Raw genomic sequence first — 21,234 nt, 5'->3', positions numbered from 1 at the left:
ATTAATAGGACAGAAGCAAGAGGTGGATTATGAAAGCAGAAGAAATTAAGGCAGTTCTTTCCCAGTTCTCTCTTTTTAAAGAGCTGAACAGCGAAGAACTGGATAAGATAGTTGAGATATCCATATCCAGGGAATGGAAAAAAGGAAGTCATGTTTTTCTGCAGGACGACCCGCTGGATAATGTTTATTTCATTAACAACGGCAGAGTTAAGATTTATAGAAGTGATATTAATGGCAAAGAACAGATTGTTGCCATCTTAGCAAAAGGCGAGATGTTCCCTCATGTGGGATTCTTCAGAAAAGGCGGGTACCCGGCTTTTTCCGAAGTGCTGGAAAACGCTCAGCTCGTTGTTGTGCCTATTTCGCAATTTGAAAAGGTGCTTATTGAGAATCCGGAGTTATGCATTAAGGTGTTTAAAGTCCTTGGCGAGAAGATTGTCGATCTGCAGGAGCGGCTGGAATCGCAAATTTTAAACAATACTTATGAGCAAATCATTAAATTGCTTATCCGGCTTGCCAAAATGCATGGGAAAAAGCTTGAAAACGGCAGCTTTGTTTTAAAAGGGGACTTTACCAATAAAGACCTTGCCAATATGATTGGCACCACAAGGGAAACGGTCAGCAGGACATTAACCAAGATGAAAAAAGAAATGTTAATCGAAACAGACCAGGATGGACATTTAATCATAAACCCTGATCAGCTATTAGAGACAATATTTTAAAGACCGCACTATGCGGTTTTTTCTTTTCCCTGATGACTCAACAGGAACATCCACCCAATGGGCGGCATACGATATGTTGAAAAAACCTGTTTTTGAGAGGGGATGGATGGATATGGAGGATCCAAAGAAAAAGGATCGAAACGAACCATTTGGGGATTTGATGAGATCGATGAATCAGCTTTTCCATGAAAAACCTGGCAGAGGATTTCTGCAGACAATGGATGATTTCTTTAAAAATCCCTTCCCAGCTTCTTCTTCCTTCCATGTTGATGTTGCTGAAACTGAAAAGGAACATATCATTAGTGCGGAACTTCCGGGAATAAATAAAGAGCAAATACAGATTGATATCCTGGACAATTATATAACCATTTCAGTTAAATCCGCTGAGATAATAACGGAAGAAGATGAAAAAAATAAAATTTTCCGCAGACAGCAAAGCATGCAGCGTTCCAGCCGGACCATTCCGCTTCCACAGCAAGTTAATGAAAAGAAAGTAAAAGCAGTTTACCAAAATGGGCTTTTGCAAATCACAGTACCTAAGCAGCAGGGAAAAAGAATCCTGATTGATGAGAGCTGATCCTGACTGCGATTCCAGTTTTATAGAGTCTGGTTAAACAAAAACAAGCAGTATCATGCCTGCTTGTTTTTGTTTGGGTTAAATAAGCTGGGTCTATTAACTGTTCAATTTAGATGTATCAATCCAATTATTGAAATAGCCGGTCGGAACACTGAAGTAATCCTTTGTGAAGGATATAAACTCCCTCGTATCGACCTCTTTATAGCGGAATTTTTGATAATAATCGGACAGGAACTGCATCCCCACTTCCTTAGGGGATTCCCCTTTCAGGGTATACTTTTCCTGGATCATTTGTAAAATCTCCAGAGCAGGCTGGCCATAAATATATCCGGTATGCTTTACCTCATTAACCGGCACATTTGAATATTGCCTGCCCAGTCCAGCTTCCTCGATTGCCTCCATCCGAAAATGGGAGATGCCGAATGCCTGCTGTTCAGCCTGATTTTGACCTGCATAGAAGTACATTGAGGTGGCAAATTCAGTGATTCCTTCATCAATCCACGCATTGTTGTATGGGTCATTAGCCACTGCTCCATAAAAATACTGATGAGCAATTTCATGGACAATAGAAATATCATAAAACCTCTTATCATCAATATAAGGGTTTATGGTTACAATACCGGGATATTCCATAAACTGCCCTTCATCCAAAACAATGTCAAGCTGCTCATGCGGGTATTCTCCAATGTTCTCCTGATAAAAAGATAATGCTTTTTTGGCCAGTGTTAACGATGCCTCCGGGTTTTTGTCATGATTGCTCTTTGAAAATAGTCTGACCTTCACACCGTCTTGCGCTTCCGTTTCATAAACTTTCATATCCTTCATGACAGCAATAAAGAAATCCCTGACCTTTTTGGCTTTAACTGTCCCTTCAGTCTTTCCTTTTGCCGGATCTTTTTCTGCTGTGGAAGCCAGGGAATATCCTTCAGGCAGCTTATAGGAAACTTTGAAATCAGAGAAACCTGTATGAAATGTTTCCAGTCCCTCCATATAAGGCTCTTTGTTCCATTTGCCTTTTTGATAAACTGCAGCCATTGGGTACCATTGAGCAAGATAATAGTTTGTGCCTGCTTTTGAAAAACGGCTGCCTCTGTCAGGGACAGTAAATCCATATTGGATCTCCACATTATGTCTGCTTTTATCTTTCATATCAGGTTTTAAGTTTATTGTCAGTTTATCACCATCCAGCTTAAAAGAAGCTTTTTGCCCATTCACTGTCACCTTTTCGATCTCTGCTTCAGACGTTCCCTCAACAGAATCAAATGTATGTCCCTCTTTAAAAACGTTCGGAATGAAATAAAAGACAAGCTCATTCCAGTTTTTATCTGATTGGTTTTTGATTTGGATATTTGCATTAGCAGTGAAATAGCCTTCGCCATTCATTTCCAGATCAATTTTATAATCCGCCTTGCTGCCGCTTTGGACGCCTACATTTGAATCCTTTGCAGCCACAACATAGACACCTGCACCTGCAAAAGCAATGACTAATGCAGCAAAGGCTGCTTTAGGGCCGGAGAATGACCAGAATTTCTTTTTTTGGCCATATTTTTTTCTGGAAGGCTGTATTAATGGCTCATGCCCAGTCTTAATCCACGGAGTACGCTGATAGTTTGATTGAAAGCGGTTCTTCAGCCCATTTGCAAGCAGACTGAAAGACACAGTTGAAAGTAAAAGGACCGCTAATGGTACAAATAATATATGGGTGTTGCCATAAATATTTAATCTTGCCTGGCCAACCAATCCCGCCAGCTCCTTTGTTGCTGACAGGTAGATGATAGGGTCATATCTCATAATGGTTCCGCCGACAAAGATATTTAAAAGCGCCAGCTGGCCCATAAGGGCGATTACGTACACAATTTCAAGAATAAACATTACAAGGAACGTTTCCTTTAACTGTGGCAAAATATGCTTCCAGATCAGACGGTGTTTTCCTGCCCCCAGGGCTTTTGCAGCTTCAATATAAACAGACTTATATAACTGAGCGGTTTTAAGCCTTACAGAAGACACAATACTTGGAATGCTGATGACTGACGCAATGACTATAAAGTAAGCAATTAACACATTTTGCTTAAGAGTACTGTTGAAGCTTATTGGCGCAAGAAAAAAATACAGGATCAGAAAAAGCGGTACATAGCTCCATGCATTTTCGAAAGCAATCAGCCAGCCTGGCGTCCTTTTCAAGGTGCCTGCATACAAACCGATGATTGTTCCAAATGCCATTTTTATAACAGTCACAGCAGCTGCAATAAAAACAGTGTATCTTAATCCATATAAAATCATGGATAAAATATCATAGCCCCATTTATCGGTGCCCAGCGGATAGGAGGATGATTCAAAAGGTTCCAATGGCGGTGCCAGAACCTTCCCGTTTGTATATTGTGTTTCTAAAATCGAAGTTAATGAATGCGGTGCAAGAATAGGCCCGAATATGCTAAAAAAAAGCAATCCGGAAACCATAACAATTCCGATAATTAAGGAGTAATTTATTTTTAGCAGCTTATTCATAGATGAAACCCCGTTTAAACAGATAGAATATGAGTCTGTTAGAAATATAGACAATTAAAGAAATCAAAAGCATGGCAAACAAGCCGATTGCGATCGGCTGAACCCCGCTGCTCTGAAAAATAAATTTCGTTATGCCGGAGACATTCATAATATGTTCGATAATAAAGAGATTGCCAATAGCCAGGGAAATCACTTTGACCAGTTCAGATTTGATAAATGGCTCTAAATTTTTGAAGACATGCTGAAAATTTATGTAATTCAAGCCCATTCCTTTAGCAACTGCAGTCTTAATATAGTCCTCCCCGCTTGTCTGATAATATTTGACCGAGACAAGTTTAAATAAATATAGCGTCGGAGCAATTGCTGCAAGCACTGTGGGAAACCAGGTGTTGAGGGCTCCTCCATCCGGCCTGAGTGAAATCACCCTGATTCCGGTCACTTTATATATTTTAACGGCAAGAATCATAGACATCACAATGATAATAAAGTCAGGTATAGCCGCAAGAATATTCAAGAATGCCCCAAAAAGCTTAGTAACCCTGAAGCGGCTGATAAATACCCCGAAAATCAGACTTATAATTAAAGAAGCATTTACAGCAATTAATACTATCAGCAGGCTGGTAAAAAAATTATCAGCAATGTCCCCCGCTATAGGACGTGTCTGCATCCCAAGCTCATAGGTACCAAGGCTGCCCTCGCCAATTTCAGAAATAAACTCTCCATAAACCTGCGGCAGACTTTCGAAGCTCCAATTAAGACTCCCGCTCAATGGATCAACAGATATAATTGTTGGCAGAGCTGCAAGAAATAAAATTAATACAAATATAATAAAAATTTGCTGCACAGCACGAACCATAGTAACCCCCCTTTATGACTAAAAGTCATTTATTCTATTTTTTCACTTTTATCTAAATTTCGCCAATCATACAATTAAATTCTTGTAGATAATATTTCCTGCATATTTAAAAATAGACCGGCTATTCTATTTTCAAATATATTTAATCTTTTTTCAAGTCTGATTTTTTATAACATAAAAAAAAGGCCGCTGCGGCCATGATCACTTAAGATTTAAATATTCCGCCAATCCCTTTAACCATGGATGATACCTGCGTGACTGCAGACATCATCTGTCCCGCTGTGTCAACCATTTTATTGAGATCCAGTGATCCATCCTGCGCTTTAAACGAATTCATAATGCTTTGCACGCCGGATGGCTGTTTTGGGATGAAGGATTGCTTTGGATATGGATTCATGTATGGTATTTGCTGAGCAGCTGGCTTATTTGGCTGATTTCCATAATATTCCTCAGATTCTAAAGGGTTTTGAAATATCCCTGCATTTTTTGAACCTGTATGTGAACCTGTATGTGAGTAATATCCGGGATCAAAATTTTGCTGCGGATAGGGCTGATGCGGAAAACTTTGCTGCATTCCTGCCATTTGCTGCGTCTGCTGGTATTCCATATTAAAAGGCGAATAATAAGAATTATACGGTCCGGCAGCTTGGTTATAATTCTGCAATGGCTGCTGCCTCATATAATATTGGCCATTGGTCCCCATATAAAATGGATCATAGTATACATTTTGATTTAAATGGCCGTATGGCTGTATATGGCTCGTTCTATTCATTACTCGGCCAAACATGGGCAAACATCCTCCCCATTCAGTAAGATAAGTATATCAGCGATAATATCAGGCAATATCCTTCTTATTATCACCAATACAATATATGAATGATTTGCCTGGAACGTGAAAGAAGTAAAATAAGAGTAAAAAAGGAAGCGTTTTCCGTTTTTGTCTAACCATGAAGAATGATGTCGGAAGTTTGATTTTTTTAAAAACGATGAAAAATAAATTTTTATGGTAGGATATAAAAAACAAATTGTTTCTTGTCCGCTTTTTCATTTACCGGGATGCGGGGAAGAAATTTCTCCGCGAATCTATTTTAGAGGAGGCAATATCATGAATGTTCACGAACTACAAATGAAGTTTCATCAGCTGCGGGAGTATACTCCTGAAAATGTTAACGAATTATTGGATTTTGCTAAAAAGGCCTATATCCATAATGAAATTTCCAGTACAGATTATCGAAATCTCGTTCGTGAGCTTGAAGCTCAAGGAGCGGCCGTTCCGGAAAGCTACAAAGATAACACCCTCCAGGATTCAGTAAATGCATAGGAACTCAATGAAAAAGGGAGCCTGGTTCAGGTTCCCTTTTTTTCTTCACTTAATAAAATTATCAACTGCTTCAAGACATACACTGCCGAATTAACATAATTAATGAATCTTGTTCTGCTTGTTTCAGGAAAAAATGCCTGAATGGAAACCATTTCAATATGTTCAGCAGCAGATTCAATCTGCTGAGAATAAAGATTTCGTGGTTTATGAATGCTAATCCACTCCCGGGCTTCTTCTTTCCATCTGTCATTTATGGATTTAACATCATCAGCAAAAGGTTTGACTTCATTATAAAAATCACCCTTTTCACCTGATTCCTTAACCTTTTTATACCTGCTGTCTGAGATTTCCACATATTCAAGCAGCAGTTCTGTCATTTGCAGCAGGGAAATTTCATGTATCATGGGCTTCATCTCCAAAAATAAAAGTAGCTAGTCAATTTTAGCTACTGAAGGATACTGCTATTCTATTCCACTTAGAAGCCGAGTTCAAGCTTCATTCGTGCTGATCTTTTTGCGCTCTCTATACTGTCTGCCTCAGACCTGATTGCACTCATATCTTCTTCAATCACTTCCAGCCTGCTTTCACAAGCCTCTATTTTTTCTGACTGTTCATAATACCAATCCTGCCGAAGTCCCGACATATTAGACTCCAGTACACTTTCAAGCTCTTCAAGCTGATCGAATATCTCTGAAAGCATGGCCAGCAATTCTTCTTTTTCTACCATTTTTCCCTGCATTCAAAAAACCTCCCGATTTCTTTTTCTCCTTGCCATCTGCCATAAATACAATGAAGGATACAGTGAAAATTTGCTTTGTGCCTACATAGATTCTATCTTCCCTGAAGGTTTCCTCCATGCATGACAAAACTAGAAGTGATTCGCCAAAGAAAGTACTTATTTGCATAGAAGCGCAAGGTTTCGACAGCCTCTGAAGAATGAAAAAAGCATCTTTGAACAAACTAATGAACGGAGGTGTTATGTATGGCAAAAAAAGAAGAAAAACAAAATAAAGTACAGCCTAAACAGCTGGAAGAAACAAAAACAGGCTATGGCAATAAGAAACTTGAAGGACCTGACCGCCCTTCAACCTAACATGAAAAAGCAAGGGATCCCTTGCTTTTTTTGCATTTAATTCTGCTAACAAATTGAGCGAAATATCCTTCCCAGCTTGGCGGCAGTCTGAAGCTGATTCTGCTTATGCAGATACCATTTTGTAATATGGACGGGATGTTTTATGACAATCGATTCTGATGCCCATTTACTCTTTATGCGTTTTTTGAAAGACCAATCAGTAAATTGATGTATGTGATGAGTGATTATCGGGTATGTACAGCGTAAGAAAGGGGTGGTTCTCCGTTTTCTTCCCTTAAAGTATTTCTCATAATCATGCCTTGAACCAGTATGAATCGTGAGTGAAGCAAATTCATATACGTCGTCATAATAACTAGTGTCAAATAATATTTCTGCCAGCCGTTTTCCAAGATCAATTCTTTTGGACACCGAGCGGAAACCATTAACACTCGCCCCGTATAATTCCCCTTTACAAGTAGGGAAGATGACAGAACTAAAATGAAGATAATCCTGAAAGGAAAAAAGCAATGTATGAAAAACTTTATTTTTATAAATAGAATGCTCCATTACAGGCTCTTGAATAACATTTTGTTCGTTGATAATCAGTGAAATCATTAACCTCTTTTTATTGCTATTTTTCCAGAAATAAAGCCACTCCTGTTCCATAAAGGCCGATACATGAAAAGTTTTTAATAAATGAAACATTGGCCTATTTAGTTTCGTCGAATAATGATAGAGGAGCAGCTGGGGAAATGCATCCTGAAAAATCAGCCAATTGGCCCTTTCATATGTAATATAAAGCATATCCCTGAATTTCTTTCCTATCAATTTAGGAAAACAGCTTCCTTCAAGATCGCACATATTCCAGCCGGCATTTCTGGACACCATGGAGGCCAGGAAGGCCCAGCGTATTTCAGGATGCTTTTTATAAAACTGAAAATAAGCTTCCGTTCTCGAGATATTGTCCAGGTTATATTTGGCTGTCATTTTCGTAATATGATCCTTTATTGCCTGTTCCTTTTTTTCATGTCTGTTCAGGAATTTCCCAGAAAGAAACACCGCAATTCACCTCAGAAAATGAATGTTCTATATTTAGCCTGCAGGCAGCTTCCGGTTAAAACCGGAAAATAATAATTAACTGGAGTTTCCTATATACTTTGTTATTTAGAACTTTTTATTCAACCAAATCATGCTTACTTTTGTTATCATAGGGAGTAGCTGAAAACGAGGTGAATGCATGAATTTCCACTATCCAAATGGCAGGAGATATACCCCGCCTGCTAATAGCGCTAAAAAACTGACTCCGGAGAAGAAATGGACTTACAGCAATCGCGGAATGACACTGGAGGAAGATATAAATGAAACCAATGAATTCTATTTGGAACATGGAATAGCCACTATTCATAAAAAGCCCACGCCTGTTCAAATCGTACAGGTCGATTATCCAAAGAGAAGTGCAGCTGTTATTAAAGAAGCTTATTTCAAACAAGCATCAACAACTGATTATAATGGTGTCTATAAAGGCAGGTATATTGATTTTGAAGCAAAAGAAACCCAGAACACGACCTCCTTCCCTTTAAAGAATTTCCATGAGCACCAGGTAAAGCACATGGAAAAAGTTTTAGCCCAGCAAGGGATTTGTTTTGTCCTCCTCCGCTTCTCGGCTACCGAAGAAGTTTTCCTGTTAGAGGCACATCATCTGCTCTCATACTGGGAGAGAATGAAGGATGGGGGGAGAAAGTCAATCACCAAGGGTGAAATTGAAATGAATGGCCATTACATTCCGCTTGGATTTCAACCCAGAATTGACTATATTAAGATAATAGATTATCTTTATACCCTTAAATAATTAATTTACAGTTCCATTGTCAGAAAGGATGAACATAGATATGACAGAGAAATATCAATCAAGGGAGGAGCGCCGAAAACAGCAATCCAAGCCTAAAAAGAAGGGCAAGAAAAAAGGCACAGGCACTTTTAAACGTATTTTTCTTATTTTGATTGCCCTGGGAATTGCTGGAATGCTCTTAGGAGCAGGCGCTTTTGCTTTTATGGTGAAAGATGCACCAAAGCTTGATGAAAAATTGCTGAAGGATCCCATTTCTTCACAGATTTACGATATGGAGGGCGAATTCATTACAGATGTAGGCTCGGAAAACCGGGATTATGTCGCATATGAAGACATTCCAAAACTTGTGGAAGACGCCTTTTTAGCAACTGAGGATGTCCGCTTTTATAAACATAATGGAATGGACTTAATCCGTTTAGGCGGTGCTGTTATCGCAAATGTTACGCGCGGATTTGGTTCAGAAGGGGCAAGTACGATCACCCAGCAGGTGGTAAAGAACTCCTTCCTGAATAATGAAAAAACGCTTAGCAGGAAAGCCCAGGAAGCCTGGCTTGCCTTCCAGCTTGAACGCAAGTATACAAAACAGGAAATCTTTGAAATGTATGTGAACAAGATTTATATGTCTGAAGGCCATGGGGTATTAACGGCATCGAAAATTTTCTTCGGTAAAGAACTTAGTGAGCTGGAACTGCATGAAGCTGCCCTCTTAGCGGGCATGCCGCAAAGCCCGAACAATTACAATCCTTTTGATCATCCTGACAAAGCAGAGAAAAGGAGAAATATTGTCCTTTCACTGATGAATCAGCATGGTTTTATTACAAAAGAAGAAATGGAAGCAGCCCAAAAGGTCCCTGTGGAATCTACACTTGTGGCTGAAGAAAAAAGAGAAACAAACGAATCAAAATATGATTCTTTCATCGATGTTGTCTTGGACGAAGTCGAAAAAAAATACCCGGATCTTAACCCATATTCTGACGGGCTGAAAATCTATACGACACTCGATCCAAATGCACAGAAACACGTAGAAAACATTTTAAACACTGATGCCGCAGTAGCGTATCCAGATGACGAATTCCAGGCGGGAATCACCCTGCTTGATACCAAAACTGGGGAAATCAGAGCAATTGGCGGGGGACGCAACCAGGAAGTAAAACGCGGCTTTAACTTTGCCGTGGATCAAAAAAGACATGCCGGTTCAACTTTTAAACCAATTGTCGATTATGGACCAGCAATCGAATATCTAAAATGGGGAACTTACCATACGATTGTTGATGAACCTCACACATATTCCGGAGGTACAAAAATCAATAACTGGGACGGAAAACATATGGGTCCTATGTCCATGCGTGAGGCTCTTGCCCGCTCACGCAACATTCCGGCTCTGAAAACACTTCAGGAAGTTGGAACTGACAAAGCATTGGAATTCACCAATAAATTAGGCATTCCAATGGAAGAAATGTATGAGTCCTATTCTATCGGCGCTTATGAGGTTTCCTCTCTTCAGGTAGCCGGTGCATACAGTGCTTTTGGAAACAATGGCTTCTACACTGAGCCGCATGCCATCAAGCAAATTGAAATGCGTGACGGCACGAAGCTTGATTTGAAACCTGAATCTGAAGTAGTGATGAAGGATTATACAGCATTTATGATCAGTGACATGCTGAAAAGTGCAGTTAAATCTTCTTACGGAACCGGCCGTCTGGCTGATGTTCCAGGATTGCCTGTAGCAGGAAAAACAGGGACTACAAACTACACGGATGAACAGGAACAGGAATTTGGGATACCTAGAGGTGCCGTGCCTGATGCCTGGTTTGCAGGCTATACAACTAACTATACCGCGGCTATCTGGACCGGCTATCAGGATAGAAAAAACTATATCCCGGCCGGCGATGAGCAAAAAATTGCACAAAAGCTTTTCAGCAGCTTAATGGCACATGTATCAGAAGGCAAAGAAACTGCAGACTTCAAGGTCCCTAACTCTGTAGAGAAGGTAGCCATTGAAAAAGGCAGCAATCCTGCCAAACTGGCAAGCCAGTACACACCTAAGGAACAAATCATTTATGAGTATGCTGTAAAAGGCAATGCTCCGACACAAGTGTCCGAGAAGTTTGATAAACTGGACTCCCCTTCTGGTCTGTCAGCGAACTTTGACCAGGAGGCAAATGAGATCACATTATCATGGGATTACCCAGAAGACGCAGAAGGCACTCAATTTGAAGTGACTGTATCCGTAAATGAAGGCGGAGATCAGCAGCTTAGCGTTACTTCAGAGAAAGGCTTAAAAATTGCAAACCCTCAGCCAGGTGCTGTGTATACCTTTAAAGTAACAGCATTTAACGGTGATCAGCAAAGTGATCCTGCTTCTGTAAAAGTGGAAATCCCTGACACAAGTCTCATCGAAGAAGATGAAACTGAAGGTGAAGGGCAAGATGGAACTGGCGAAGAAGAACAGGAAGGTCAAGAAGGACAAAATGGTGAAGACGGCCAGGACGGAAACCAAGATGGCAACGGTTCTGGCAATGGTGATGGCGAAGGTTCCGAAGATGACTCCGGAGATGGTGAAGGAGCCGGAAACGGTGAAGGTGATGGTGAAGGTTCCGGAGATGGCGGTACAGGTACCGGAGAAGGAACTGGAACTGGAACTGGTGGTGAAACCGGAGGAACTTCCGGTAACGGGTCTGAATCTAGTGGAGGCCGCAATTAAATGAAGAAAAAGCGCTGATTCAGTTTTGAATCAGCGCTTTTTCTTCATTTGTTCCAATGCAAGCATCTTCATATATTGCTTTTCCATTTCAGTCATTAGTTCAGACAGCTGTATATATGAATGATAAAAAGCCGGTCGTGCAGCAATGAAATCCAGCCGCTCTTTTAGATTCACTGGCTTAATTGTCAATTCTCCGGGATCTTCCTGAAGGTTTGCCGGCTTACTGTTTGACCAATAGAGCAGCTGCAAAAATACTCCCAAAGATACTTTCATCGGACCTAAAGCGGCTTTCTGGTCCCGGTTTGTGAAGTGCATATCGAGAAGATCCTTCTGTCCTGCCCACTCATCAAACAAAACCGGAATATATTTAGCATTGTTTTCCCAAGGTCTTACTGCAGGGATCCCCGCATAAAATGCCGCTTCATATAAAAAGGGCGGCAGCGGCTGATAAGCGAAAAGGGATTCTTCTTTTGGAGCCAATGAATCACCCCTTTTATAAAACAGGGAATGGCATAATTGCTCATTAACAGGAATGACGATTTCTCCGGTCATTTTGCCTGCTTCACCTTCATTCGTTTTTTGCCTTCCCGGCATAAATCGAGCAGCGGGCAGATTTCACATTGAGGATTCTGTGCCTTACAGTGATATCTTCCAAAAAAGATCATACGATGATGTGTAATTGACCATTCATCCATCGGCACTTTCTTCATCAATGCCTTTTCAACTTCCAGTACAGAGTCCTTCCAGCGGCAGAAACCAAGCCTTTTGCTGACTCGTTCAACATGAGTATCAACTGCAATGGCAGGCACCCCAAAAGCCACTGAGACAACTACATTAGCAGTTTTGCGGCCTACTCCGGGAAGCTTTGTCAGCTCGTCTCTGTCACGCGGCACTACCCCTCCATATTCATCGAGAAGCAGCCTGCATAGCTTTTGGATATTCTTGGCTTTGTTTCGATAAAGACCAATGGAGCGGATATCATCCTGCAATTCCTCTATGGAAACATCTAGGTAATCCTCGGGGGTTTTATATTTTTGGAACAGGTTTCTTGTCACTTTGTTAACCAGTGCATCAGTACATTGTGCCGACAGTGCCACTGCTATGACCAGTTCAAAGGGGTTGGAATGATTCAATTCGCAATGTGCTTCCGGGAACATTTCTCCCATTGCATCAAGGCAATGTCTAATTTGTGTTTTATTTAACAAAGAAATCACCAACTTACTATCTTCATTATTTTTTCGGGCAGCAATGCCTGCTTACTGTTCAAGCCAATTATAAAAGGGAACAGATTTCGTTGTCTGTGACGGAGCATCCTCCCTCTTAGTCCTTTGCTGCGCTTGATTCTGCCTGAATTTTTTCCCATAGCTTTTTGCCTGTTCAATCGTTTTAATGCCGTTCTTTTTCCATTCAAAAAGAATCCTGTCTATATATCTGAAATTCAGTTTACCGGACAGGACAGATTCTCTTAAGGCAGCTTTTATAATATGGGGATCATGGTGGTCATCATCCATCCAAAGAGCAAGTGTCTCACATTCAAAAGGTGAAAGCGGCCTGCCAAACTCCCTTTCAAAGCAGGTATATAGATCTGTTTCCTCCTGCTGCATCTTAGCAGCTTCCTCTTTTTTACCGCTGAGCAGAAACTGATCAATGAGCTTCTCCCAAAGCGGATCAAGATGGTAACTTTCATATCTGATTCCATCGGCAGAGTAGCTATCTTTAATATCAATAAAGCCTTTTTGGATTAGTTTTCTGAGCATTTCCGTACATTCAGCCACGGAAATGGTCATGCGGGAAGATAATTCTACAGGGGTTGGAAATTTATTCCCATGTTCAATATAGGAAATTACATGAAGTATCAGGACGAGTTCATGCTCATTCAAATTCATTTCTTTATATTGTGACAGAAGGACTCCAGGTATTGAAATATTTCCTTCCTGAAGCCATTTTAATAAACTATTTTTAGACATTCGGGACACCTCCTTCTCAGTATATCACGAACATAGTGACCAAAGTGAGTTGAAAAAACGGTAACTTTTCCATGAAGATTCAGCTTGACTGCCTTCTTCTGAATGTTCTAACGAAACCGGAAGAAGCAAAAAATCCGCGGAAGGCGGATTTTTGCTTTATTTATTAATTCATTTTTATTATGGATATAGGCGGTTTAATAATCGAGGGAACGGAATTGTTTCACGTACATGCTCGACGCCGCTGATCCAGGCAACTGTTCTTTCAAGCCCAAGACCAAATCCGGAATGAGGCACTGAACCGTATTGGCGAAGCTCCAGGTACCACTTGTAAGCATCCAAATCTAATTTATGTTCATCAATGCGCTGCTTAAGCAGGTCATAATCATGTATCCGCTCAGAGCCGCCGATGATTTCTCCATATCCTTCAGGTGCAATCAAGTCGGCACATAATACAACATCTTCTCTTGAAGGATCCGGCTGCATATAGAAAGGCTTCAGTGAAGTTGGATAGTGCGTGATAAAGACTGGCTTATCATAGCTTTCTGCAATAGCTGTCTCATGCGGTGCTCCAAAGTCGTCTCCCCACTGAATGTCTTCAAAGCCTTTTTCCTGAAGAAACTTAATTGCTTCATCATACGTTATACGCGGGAATGGAGACGTAATTTTCTCAAGCTTCTCTGTATCACGGCCAAGTGTTTTAAGTTCAATTGAACAATTCTTAAGTACGGACTGAACAATATGAGCAACATATTCTTCCTGAACCTTTAAGTTTTCATCAAATTCACAGAAAGCCATTTCAGGCTCAATCATCCAAAATTCAATTAAATGACGGCGAGTTTTGGATTTTTCAGCACGGAAGGTCGGCCCGAATGAAAATACTTTCCCAAGAGCCATAGCAGCTGCTTCCATATAAAGCTGACCGCTTTGTGATAAATAAGCATCTTCATCAAAATACTTTGTTGCAAAGAGTTCGGACGTGCCTTCCGGTGCGCTTCCCGTAAGAATTGGCGGGTCAACCTTGGAAAAACCTTGCTCATTGAAAAACTCATAAGTTGCCCGGATAATTTCATTTCTGATCTTCATGACTGCATGCTGCCGGCGGGAGCGCAGCCATAAATGACGATTATCCATCAGGAATTCAGTTCCATGTTCTTTTGGCGTAATAGGGTAATCGACAGCCTGATGAATAACTTCAAGGCCTGTTACAAGCATTTCAAATCCGAAAGGAGAACGCTCGTCCTTTTGAATCCTGCCCGTCACATATACGGAGGATTCCTGAGTGACTGATTTTGCACCTTGGAAGATTTCCTCCGGCACTTCCGCTTTTACTACAACACCTTGAATAAATCCAGTACCATCGCGCAGCTGCAAAAATGCAATCTTTCCGCTTGAACGCTTGTTGGCAATCCAGGCACCGATGGTAACTTCCTGGTCAACATATTTATGAACTTGAGAAATTGTTGTTTTTATCAATTTATGTTCCCTCCAAAAAAATCTAAGCAATCACTTCTTATGTATCGCTATATATTATACCTTCAAGCACATTGACAAGCAATAACAGTAAAATATTAAACGCTCTAATTGGCCTGAAAACATGGAAGGAAGCCGGATACGATCCGGCTTTCCCGTTTTACTACTATTTTAAGTTCTTTTCAACAAACCCGTGCATCCGTTCCACTGCCTTTTCTAATAATTCAAGAGAAGTTGCATAGGATAAACGGATATTATCCGGAGCGCCAAAACCAGATCCAGGAATGACTGCAACCATCGCTTCCTCCAGAAGCGCCTCCACAAATTCATCGACACTCGCAAATCCGGTCATTTCTGCTGCCTTTTTTACATTAGGAAACAGGTAAAATGCTCCTTGAGGCTTTACACAAGTAAAGCCTGGAATGCTGATTAATTTATCATAGATAACGTTTAATCGATGTTCGAATGCTTCTCTCATTTCTTCCAGTGTATCCTGCGGCCCGGCATATGCGGCGATCGAGCCATATTGTGCTGTTGTTGTCGGGTTGGATGTACTGTGGCTGGCAAGGTTGGTCATGGCTTTAATAATACTCTTATTGCCTGCAGCATATCCAATTCTCCAGCCTGTCATAGAATGAGATTTGGACACTCCGTTGATAATAATGGTTTGATCCTTAAGCTCAGGTGAAAGCTCCGCTATCGAAGTATGCTGATGGCCGCCATATACCAGTTTTTCATAAATTTCATCAGAAATGATCAGAACATTATGCTTTAAACATACTTCTCCAAGCTCCTTTAATTCTTCCGCAGAATAAAGCATGCCAGTCGGGTTGCTTGGAGAGTTAATAATAACAGCCTTGGTTTTATCAGTTATGCTTTTGGCCAGCTGTTCCGGGGTGATCTTAAAGTCATTTTCTTCTCTTCCCTCTGCATAAACAGGAACACCGCCGGCAAGTTTAACCTGTTCAGGATAGCTGACCCAATATGGAATCGGGATAATGACTTCATCCCCTTCATTCAGCAAGACCTGGAACAGTGTATATAAGCCATGCTTCGCCCCATTGGTTACGATTATTTGTGAGGCATCATAATCAAGTCCCTGATCTTTTTTAAACTTGTTTGCGATTTCTTTCTTTAATGCTGGAAGACCTGCCGATGGTGTATATTTTGTATGGCCCTCATTCATGGATTTCACGGCAGCATCAATGATATGCTGTGGCGTATTAAAATCCGGCTCGCCTGCTCCCAATCCGATCACATCATGTCCCTGGGCTTTTAGCTCTTTTGCTTTAGCAGTGATTGCCAGAGTTGTTGATGGTGTTAATGCTTTTACTCTTTGTGCCAATTGAATCTCCATTGCTTGCTTCCTCCCGTTTTTCTCCTGCACTGTGGCGGTGATTGCCTAAGGCTACAGGTTTTCAATTTTTTTCAGCCATTCCCCTGTTTTAAAATCTATATAATAATAATTTATTAAATTACTGCCGGAACGGTAATGAATTTCCCATAATGGAATATTTTTCTCCATGCCCAGCCGGACTGACATGATCTCAGCGGAATTTTTCTCCTGCTTAAGTCTGTTAATGGCTTCATTTTTAGAAATTCCATCAGACTGCTTCATTGAGACGATTTTTCCCTTTTTTTCCGGAACCCACACATATATGCTTGTCCCTTCATGATCCTTTCCCTCGATCACATAGAAAGTCTCACTCCCATGATATAAATTGAAGTCTTCAGCTTCAGCAAGATCCGTTTCCTGTTTCGCAAGCTCAACTGCCTTTGATTCTGCTGCCCTCACTGGCTTCATGCTGTTTAAATAAATGAAAGAGCCTGCTCCAATGCTTATGACAAGCAGAATAATGATACCCCATAATACTTTTTTCATGTCTCAATCACTCTTTTATGTACGATAAATCGTAAAAATCGCTTTATTTTGGTCTTCCTGATCAAGCGCCAAACCGAACATCAGGTCTTTTTCTTTTAACGTTCTGTTCAGAACATCAACAATTTTATACAGATCCGGGCTTTGCTGGATCTTCACTGTAGATAAAACCTCAATTTTGCTTTCCATTCTGGAATTCCTCCTCAGCCTCTACAATATTTGTAACTTATATACCCAACCGTTAAGGTTAAACTAATTTTACAAAGAAATAAATCTCAGTAACAGTATAACAGCAGAAATGATTAACTGGTATTAAAACAATAACAAATTTTCTTCTGGTCCACCACGTCATGCTGCGCCATAAGCGCAGCTTTTTCGTTTCCTGCCTTTTCAAAAGGCAAGAACTTAGCTGAGTTACATTAATTAGCCGCCAAAAATTAATTGCCTTCACAAAATCTTCCCTGGGAATTTTTCGTGAAGGTTCATTTTCTGTTTATTTGAACTCCTCATCCGGGAAAATCGTGAATAGCTCATAATTAACGTCTGTAAATTTGATGGTGACCGTACCGTGCTTTCTTGTATAATATACATCAACCCAGGCATCATTTAACAGCCGGAACAGATCTGAATCATGTTTTATGGATGGTCTATAAAAAAGAATAGCGATCTGGGGATCCAGATGTTTAATCATCTCTTCTGATATAGAGCCATTCCCTCCAAACGCAGGAAGTTTAACAATATTAACATTTGATAACTCTTTTTTCATAAGGAATTCTTTGGCTTCCGGACTTGTCGAGTTCATAAACAATACCCGATGTCTTTTGAATATAAAAGAAATATCCATTCCTTCACCCAGGTCACTGCCTTCGTATAAAACTTCTGCATGTAATCCCGGAAAAAGCTGCTGCTTCGCATTTTGTTTCCAGGCATGACAATCGAGATCACTTATTCCTTTTTCAGACTTCAGTTCTGAAAGGGCAGATTCATTCGCTATAATTTCCCTTACCCCAAAGTTTTTAATAAGCCATTTAAGGCTTGCCTTATTATATAATTCTTCATCTGTCAGGATGACTGCTGAAATCTGATTAACGCCATATAATTCAAGAAGCTTTCTTAATTCACCCTCAGTTCCCTGCCCACCGGTGTTAATGAGGATTTTTTCGTCATTTCCATGATGAATTAAGGCAGACTCGCCATCCGATAGAGAAAAAAACGTAATAGCCAGTTCATCATTTTTTAGTTTTAGGTCAATGCTTTCCACTTTAACTGGAACTGCCGGTGAATCTTTCGGTATGTAATACCAATTCGCAAACAGCATTATAAAGGCGAACAGCACACTCATCTTTCCATTCCTCCTACATTGAAACAAAGCAGACTGAGGGTTTATTAAAACCCAACAAATTTATAATGTGTTAATCATCTAAATTTATCCTGCATTACAGACCTTTGTTCATCATAAAGGAATGAAAGTGAAAATACACAAAACGTTTATAGCCAATCATTAATCAAATCAACAATTTCATCAATATGGCTTTTCTCGACAGGAATGGGCGGAATGGAATCCAGGAATGCTTTCCCATATCTTGCGGTGATGATTCTCCGGTCGAATATCACGATGACTCCCCTGTCGGAACTTGTTCTGATTAATCTCCCTACACCCTGTTTAAAGCGGATAATTGCCTCGGGCAATGAGTATTCGGAAAACGGATTTTTTCCTTTATTGGCAATTTGCTCATTTTTTGCCTGTGCCATTGGTTCATCAGGCGGTGAAAAAGGCAGTCTTACAATAACAAGACAGGAAAGATCCTCACCCGGGATATCCACACCTTCCCAAAAGCTGCTTGTCCCTAAGAGGATGGCTTTATCAAAACGCTGGAAATTTCTCGTTAGCCTTGACCTGCTCCCGCTTGTCACACCCTGGGCGATGATAGCATAGTCCTCCAGAAATCCTGATTCCTTAATAAGCTCGTGGGTTTTCCTTAGCATTTCATGGGAAGTGAAAAGAATCAGCATTCTTCCCTTTGCTGCTTCCGCAATGGAAATAATATGCTCGGTTATGGCGGCCACATACTCCTCGAGCGGTACTGCATTAACTTCAGGCAAATCATCAGAAACCACGAGCTTAACCTGATTTTGATAATCAAAAGGAGATTGAATTTGCTTTAGAGTGCATTGCTGTTCCTCCAGACCTAATTCTTTTACGATAAAACTAAAGGAATTTTTTACAGATAAAGTGGCAGAAGTAATGACCGCACTTTCCTTTTGGCTGAAGAATTGATTTTTAAGGTATTCAGAAACTGATACTGGCTGTGCATAAACCGTTGTGGCATTTTGTGCTGCGCGCGTATCCATTTCTACCCATACAACAAATTCGGAGGCCGACAAATGAAAGATATGCTTTAAGTCTTCATTCATATCCCGCAAATCATCCAAAATAGAAGCCACTTCCTCCATTAATGCCTTTTCCTCAAGAGACAGGGCCGATTTAATTGCTGCAACTGCGCATACACGACTGTCTATCGCCTGGATTAAATCCTTAAGCATAAATCCAAAACGTTCGGCACCCGCTAATACAGCCTTCGTTTCCTTATTGGCAGCACTTTTATTAAATCTTACTGAAATTCGATTCACGCTTTTTTTGGCTTTATTGTACTTTTTAGCATAAATCGCTATTACTCTGAACAATTCATCCATCTCATGGAGAATATCGGCTATTAATTGGTTGACTTCAAAAGAATGCATGAAATCATCCCGTGTCCCTGCTTTCTCTTCCACCAGCTTCTCAAGCTTATAATAGAGCTGTTTCTGTTCCATCATTCCAATTTGTCCAAGCATCAGCCGCACTGATAAATAATCCAGCTTGTTTCCGAAATGTTTCCCGGAAGCCTTAACAAAATGATGCCCCTCATCGATCACCACATGGCTGAATTCCGGCAAAATAGCATTAGTTGCTGTAAGATCCGTCAATAGCAGTGAATGATTCGTAATAATGATATCTGCCTTTTGTGCTTCCTTTCTTGCCCTCAGATAGAAATCTCTCGATATCCACGACTTATCCTGCAAAAAAGCTGTTTCATCATTCTTTATTCTGCTCCAGTAAATCATTCCGCCGCTTGACAGGTTTAATTCATCAATATCACCAGCGTCAGTCTCCAGCAGCCATACCAGAATCTGCATTTTGCTGAGGATTGTATCATAATTATCTTCATCATCTCTTAGCGTTTGAACGAACTTCGCAAGGCTGATATAGTGGCTTCTCCCCTTCAGCAATACAGTACTAAGCGGGAATGACAGCATTTTTTGCAGCAGTGGAACATCCTTCGAAAGCAGTTGCTCCTGCAGCTGTATTGTATATGTACTGATAATGACAGTTCTGCCGCTCTCCTTTGCATGTAAAGCCGCCGGAACAAGGTATGCCAGGGATTTCCCAACACCAGTCCCTGCCTCTATTAATGCATGCTGTTTATTTTTGAAGGCTTCATAAACCGAATCCATCATGATAAACTGGCCTTGCCTTTTTTCATAGGAAGGGAAAGCTTTAATGAACAATGCCTGTTTTTCCTCTTCACGGAAAGGAAAGGCCTGAAGTCCGGATCCTGCAGATTCCTGTGGTTCGGTTCTTTTTTTTAAAGCAATACCTCTGTGAACTTCAATATAATCTGCCAATTGCTCAATCTTGCTTTCACTAATTAAAATGTGCTCGTCCAATAATATATCCAGATCACTTTTTAAGCCTCCAGACAGCTTATGCAGCCGTTCTATGGTGGTATGAGGAAGGTTTTTAAGCTTGTTTAACAATATTAACAGGAGCTCAGCGGTAACATATGCATCGCTGTCAGCCTGATGGGGGCGTTCATGATTAAGGCCTTCCCTGAGTGCGAGATCCGATAATTTGTAGCTATCTGCGGTGGGAAAAAGAATTCTGGCCATCTCCACTGTATCAAGAACAGGACCGTAAAACCCGTTATATCCCGCCTCAATCAATTCTTCCTGTAAAAAGGACAAATCAAATAAAACATTGTGAGCCACAAAATAGGCACCCTCGAGCAAAGTCAGGACTTTAGGGGCAATCTCCGAAAATAGCGGGGCATTCTCTACCATTTCATCTGATAAACCTGTCAGTTCTTCTATAAAAGGGGGAATGGATTGCTCCGGGTTTATAAGGGAGGAGTATTGCTCTGTAATTTTTCCGTTTTCGATCACCACAGCAGCGAATTGTATTATTTTATCGCCTTTTTTCGGGGCGTTCCCCGTTGTTTCCAAATCCACTACAACATATTTATTACCCATGGCTAACACCTCATATTCAGTC

At 40.6% G+C, this 21,234-nt stretch carries 20 protein-coding genes; 5 read left to right on the top strand and 15 right to left on the bottom strand.

Annotated features, from left to right (window positions below; genetic code table 11):
- The first annotated feature begins 29 nt into the window (after positions 1 to 29).
- Together BFI01S_RS11710 and BFI01S_RS11705 are read left to right on the top strand one after the other, a co-directional pair.
- Positions 30 to 722, top strand: a complete 693-nt coding sequence (locus BFI01S_RS11710; protein WP_061792779.1) for a Crp/Fnr family transcriptional regulator — start codon at positions 30 to 32, stop codon at positions 720 to 722.
- Between the two features lie 112 nt (positions 723 to 834).
- Complete coding sequence (locus BFI01S_RS11705) at positions 835 to 1,299, top strand: Hsp20 family protein (RefSeq protein WP_061792782.1); 465 nt, start codon at positions 835 to 837, stop codon at positions 1,297 to 1,299.
- A 96-nt stretch (positions 1,300 to 1,395) separates the two neighbouring features.
- Here BFI01S_RS11705 and BFI01S_RS11700 read toward each other — a convergent pair whose 3' ends face one another.
- The 3 genes from BFI01S_RS11700 to BFI01S_RS11690 form a co-directional block, all read right to left on the bottom strand.
- The gene (locus BFI01S_RS11700) at positions 1,396 to 3,804 is read right to left on the bottom strand and encodes an ABC transporter permease subunit (protein WP_061792778.1); all 2,409 of its coding nucleotides are present in this window, start codon (positions 3,802 to 3,804) and stop codon (positions 1,396 to 1,398) included.
- Positions 3,797 to 4,660 carry an ABC transporter permease subunit gene (locus tag BFI01S_RS11695; protein ID WP_061792777.1) on the bottom strand — a complete coding sequence of 288 codons (864 nt, stop codon included), beginning with the start codon at positions 4,658 to 4,660 and terminating at the stop codon, positions 3,797 to 3,799. The genes BFI01S_RS11700 and BFI01S_RS11695 overlap by 8 nt, the downstream gene beginning before the upstream one ends.
- A gap of 205 nt (positions 4,661 to 4,865) precedes the next feature.
- On the bottom strand, positions 4,866 to 5,447 hold the full coding sequence (locus tag BFI01S_RS11690; RefSeq protein WP_061792776.1) for a YppG family protein: 582 nt from the start codon (positions 5,445 to 5,447) through the stop codon (positions 4,866 to 4,868).
- Positions 5,448 to 5,765: 318 nt separating this feature from the next.
- Between BFI01S_RS11690 and BFI01S_RS11685 the strand changes: the two genes are divergently transcribed.
- Complete coding sequence (locus tag BFI01S_RS11685) at positions 5,766 to 5,981, top strand: YppF family protein (protein ID WP_061792775.1); 216 nt, start codon at positions 5,766 to 5,768, stop codon at positions 5,979 to 5,981.
- A gap of 26 nt (positions 5,982 to 6,007) precedes the next feature.
- On the opposite strand, the gene BFI01S_RS11680 is transcribed toward BFI01S_RS11685, so the two are convergent.
- From BFI01S_RS11680 to BFI01S_RS11670, 3 genes are all read right to left on the bottom strand, one after another.
- Positions 6,008 to 6,385 carry a YppE family protein gene (locus BFI01S_RS11680; RefSeq protein ID WP_061792774.1) on the bottom strand — a complete coding sequence of 126 codons (378 nt, stop codon included), beginning with the start codon at positions 6,383 to 6,385 and terminating at the stop codon, positions 6,008 to 6,010.
- Positions 6,386 to 6,456: 71 nt separating this feature from the next.
- A complete protein-coding gene (locus BFI01S_RS11675) occupies positions 6,457 to 6,720 on the bottom strand; it encodes a hypothetical protein (RefSeq protein WP_061792773.1) in 264 nt (87 codons plus the stop codon).
- Between the two features lie 399 nt (positions 6,721 to 7,119).
- Entirely contained in the window at positions 7,120 to 8,112 is a 993-nt protein-coding gene (locus BFI01S_RS11670; RefSeq protein WP_061792772.1) for a DUF2515 domain-containing protein, read from the bottom strand.
- Positions 8,113 to 8,290: 178 nt separating this feature from the next.
- Here BFI01S_RS11670 and recU point away from each other — a divergent pair, with 178 nt between their 5' ends.
- Positions 8,291 to 8,902, top strand: coding sequence for a Holliday junction resolvase RecU (gene recU / locus BFI01S_RS11665; RefSeq protein WP_035330190.1), 612 nt, complete (start codon positions 8,291 to 8,293; stop codon positions 8,900 to 8,902).
- A gap of 40 nt (positions 8,903 to 8,942) precedes the next feature.
- Positions 8,943 to 11,606 (top strand): penicillin-binding protein 1A, encoded by a 2,664-nt coding sequence (locus BFI01S_RS11660; RefSeq protein ID WP_061792771.1) that lies wholly within the window; start codon positions 8,943 to 8,945, stop codon positions 11,604 to 11,606.
- Between the two features lie 30 nt (positions 11,607 to 11,636).
- Here the strand turns inward: BFI01S_RS11660 and BFI01S_RS11655 are convergent, their stop codons facing one another.
- From BFI01S_RS11655 to dinG, 9 genes are all read right to left on the bottom strand, one after another.
- Positions 11,637 to 12,158, bottom strand: coding sequence for a YpoC family protein (locus tag BFI01S_RS11655; protein ID WP_061792770.1), 522 nt, complete (start codon positions 12,156 to 12,158; stop codon positions 11,637 to 11,639).
- Positions 12,155 to 12,811, bottom strand: a complete 657-nt coding sequence (gene nth, locus BFI01S_RS11650) for an endonuclease III (protein ID WP_061792781.1) — start codon at positions 12,809 to 12,811, stop codon at positions 12,155 to 12,157. The genes BFI01S_RS11655 and nth overlap by 4 nt, the downstream gene beginning before the upstream one ends.
- A 51-nt stretch (positions 12,812 to 12,862) precedes the next feature.
- Positions 12,863 to 13,573, bottom strand: coding sequence for a DnaD domain-containing protein (locus tag BFI01S_RS11645; protein WP_061792769.1), 711 nt, complete (start codon positions 13,571 to 13,573; stop codon positions 12,863 to 12,865).
- A 177-nt stretch (positions 13,574 to 13,750) separates the two neighbouring features.
- Complete coding sequence (gene asnS, locus BFI01S_RS11640; protein ID WP_142753072.1) at positions 13,751 to 15,043, bottom strand: asparagine--tRNA ligase; 1,293 nt, start codon at positions 15,041 to 15,043, stop codon at positions 13,751 to 13,753.
- Between the two features lie 166 nt (positions 15,044 to 15,209).
- The gene (locus BFI01S_RS11635; RefSeq protein ID WP_061792780.1) at positions 15,210 to 16,394 is read right to left on the bottom strand and encodes a pyridoxal phosphate-dependent aminotransferase; all 1,185 of its coding nucleotides are present in this window, start codon (positions 16,392 to 16,394) and stop codon (positions 15,210 to 15,212) included.
- Between the two features lie 57 nt (positions 16,395 to 16,451).
- The gene (locus tag BFI01S_RS11630; protein ID WP_061792767.1) at positions 16,452 to 16,925 is read right to left on the bottom strand and encodes a cell wall elongation regulator TseB-like domain-containing protein; all 474 of its coding nucleotides are present in this window, start codon (positions 16,923 to 16,925) and stop codon (positions 16,452 to 16,454) included.
- Between the two features lie 15 nt (positions 16,926 to 16,940).
- Positions 16,941 to 17,111: a YpmA family protein gene (locus BFI01S_RS22505; RefSeq protein WP_082804516.1), complete on the bottom strand. Its 171-nt coding sequence runs from the start codon at positions 17,109 to 17,111 to the stop codon at positions 16,941 to 16,943.
- 304 nt (positions 17,112 to 17,415) lie between these two features.
- Complete coding sequence (locus BFI01S_RS11625) at positions 17,416 to 18,264, bottom strand: ComEC/Rec2 family competence protein (protein WP_061792766.1); 849 nt, start codon at positions 18,262 to 18,264, stop codon at positions 17,416 to 17,418.
- A 146-nt stretch (positions 18,265 to 18,410) separates the two neighbouring features.
- The gene (gene dinG / locus BFI01S_RS11620) at positions 18,411 to 21,212 is read right to left on the bottom strand and encodes an ATP-dependent DNA helicase DinG (RefSeq protein WP_061792765.1); all 2,802 of its coding nucleotides are present in this window, start codon (positions 21,210 to 21,212) and stop codon (positions 18,411 to 18,413) included.
- Between the last annotated feature and the right edge of the window lie 22 nt (positions 21,213 to 21,234).

It is taken from the genome of Cytobacillus firmus NBRC 15306, from assembly GCF_001591465.1.
GTDB lineage: Bacteria > Bacillota > Bacilli > Bacillales > Cytobacillaceae > Cytobacillus > Cytobacillus firmus.
Note: the sequence above shows the minus strand (reverse complement) of the source record. Positions and strands in the feature narration are given on the sequence as shown.

Coding starts and splice junctions, on each gene's coding strand:
- BFI01S_RS11710 (WP_061792779.1), top strand. CDS start 30: ATGAAAGCAGAAGAAATTAAGGCAGTTCTTTCCCAGTTCTCTCTTTTT.
- BFI01S_RS11705 (WP_061792782.1), top strand. CDS start 835: ATGGAGGATCCAAAGAAAAAGGATCGAAACGAACCATTTGGGGATTTG.
- BFI01S_RS11700 (WP_061792778.1), bottom strand. CDS start 3,804: ATGAATAAGCTGCTAAAAATAAATTACTCCTTAATTATCGGAATTGTT.
- BFI01S_RS11695 (WP_061792777.1), bottom strand. CDS start 4,660: ATGGTTCGTGCTGTGCAGCAAATTTTTATTATATTTGTATTAATTTTA.
- BFI01S_RS11690 (WP_061792776.1), bottom strand. CDS start 5,447: ATGTTTGGCCGAGTAATGAATAGAACGAGCCATATACAGCCATACGGC.
- BFI01S_RS11685 (WP_061792775.1), top strand. CDS start 5,766: ATGAATGTTCACGAACTACAAATGAAGTTTCATCAGCTGCGGGAGTAT.
- BFI01S_RS11680 (WP_061792774.1), bottom strand. CDS start 6,385: ATGATACATGAAATTTCCCTGCTGCAAATGACAGAACTGCTGCTTGAA.
- BFI01S_RS11675 (WP_061792773.1), bottom strand. CDS start 6,720: ATGCAGGGAAAAATGGTAGAAAAAGAAGAATTGCTGGCCATGCTTTCA.
- recU (WP_035330190.1), top strand. CDS start 8,291: ATGAATTTCCACTATCCAAATGGCAGGAGATATACCCCGCCTGCTAAT.
- BFI01S_RS11660 (WP_061792771.1), top strand. CDS start 8,943: ATGACAGAGAAATATCAATCAAGGGAGGAGCGCCGAAAACAGCAATCC.
- BFI01S_RS11655 (WP_061792770.1), bottom strand. CDS start 12,158: ATGACCGGAGAAATCGTCATTCCTGTTAATGAGCAATTATGCCATTCC.
- BFI01S_RS11645 (WP_061792769.1), bottom strand. CDS start 13,573: ATGTCTAAAAATAGTTTATTAAAATGGCTTCAGGAAGGAAATATTTCA.
- BFI01S_RS11630 (WP_061792767.1), bottom strand. CDS start 16,925: ATGAAAAAAGTATTATGGGGTATCATTATTCTGCTTGTCATAAGCATT.
- BFI01S_RS22505 (WP_082804516.1), bottom strand. CDS start 17,111: ATGGAAAGCAAAATTGAGGTTTTATCTACAGTGAAGATCCAGCAAAGC.
- BFI01S_RS11625 (WP_061792766.1), bottom strand. CDS start 18,264: ATGAGTGTGCTGTTCGCCTTTATAATGCTGTTTGCGAATTGGTATTAC.
- dinG (WP_061792765.1), bottom strand. CDS start 21,212: ATGGGTAATAAATATGTTGTAGTGGATTTGGAAACAACGGGGAACGCC.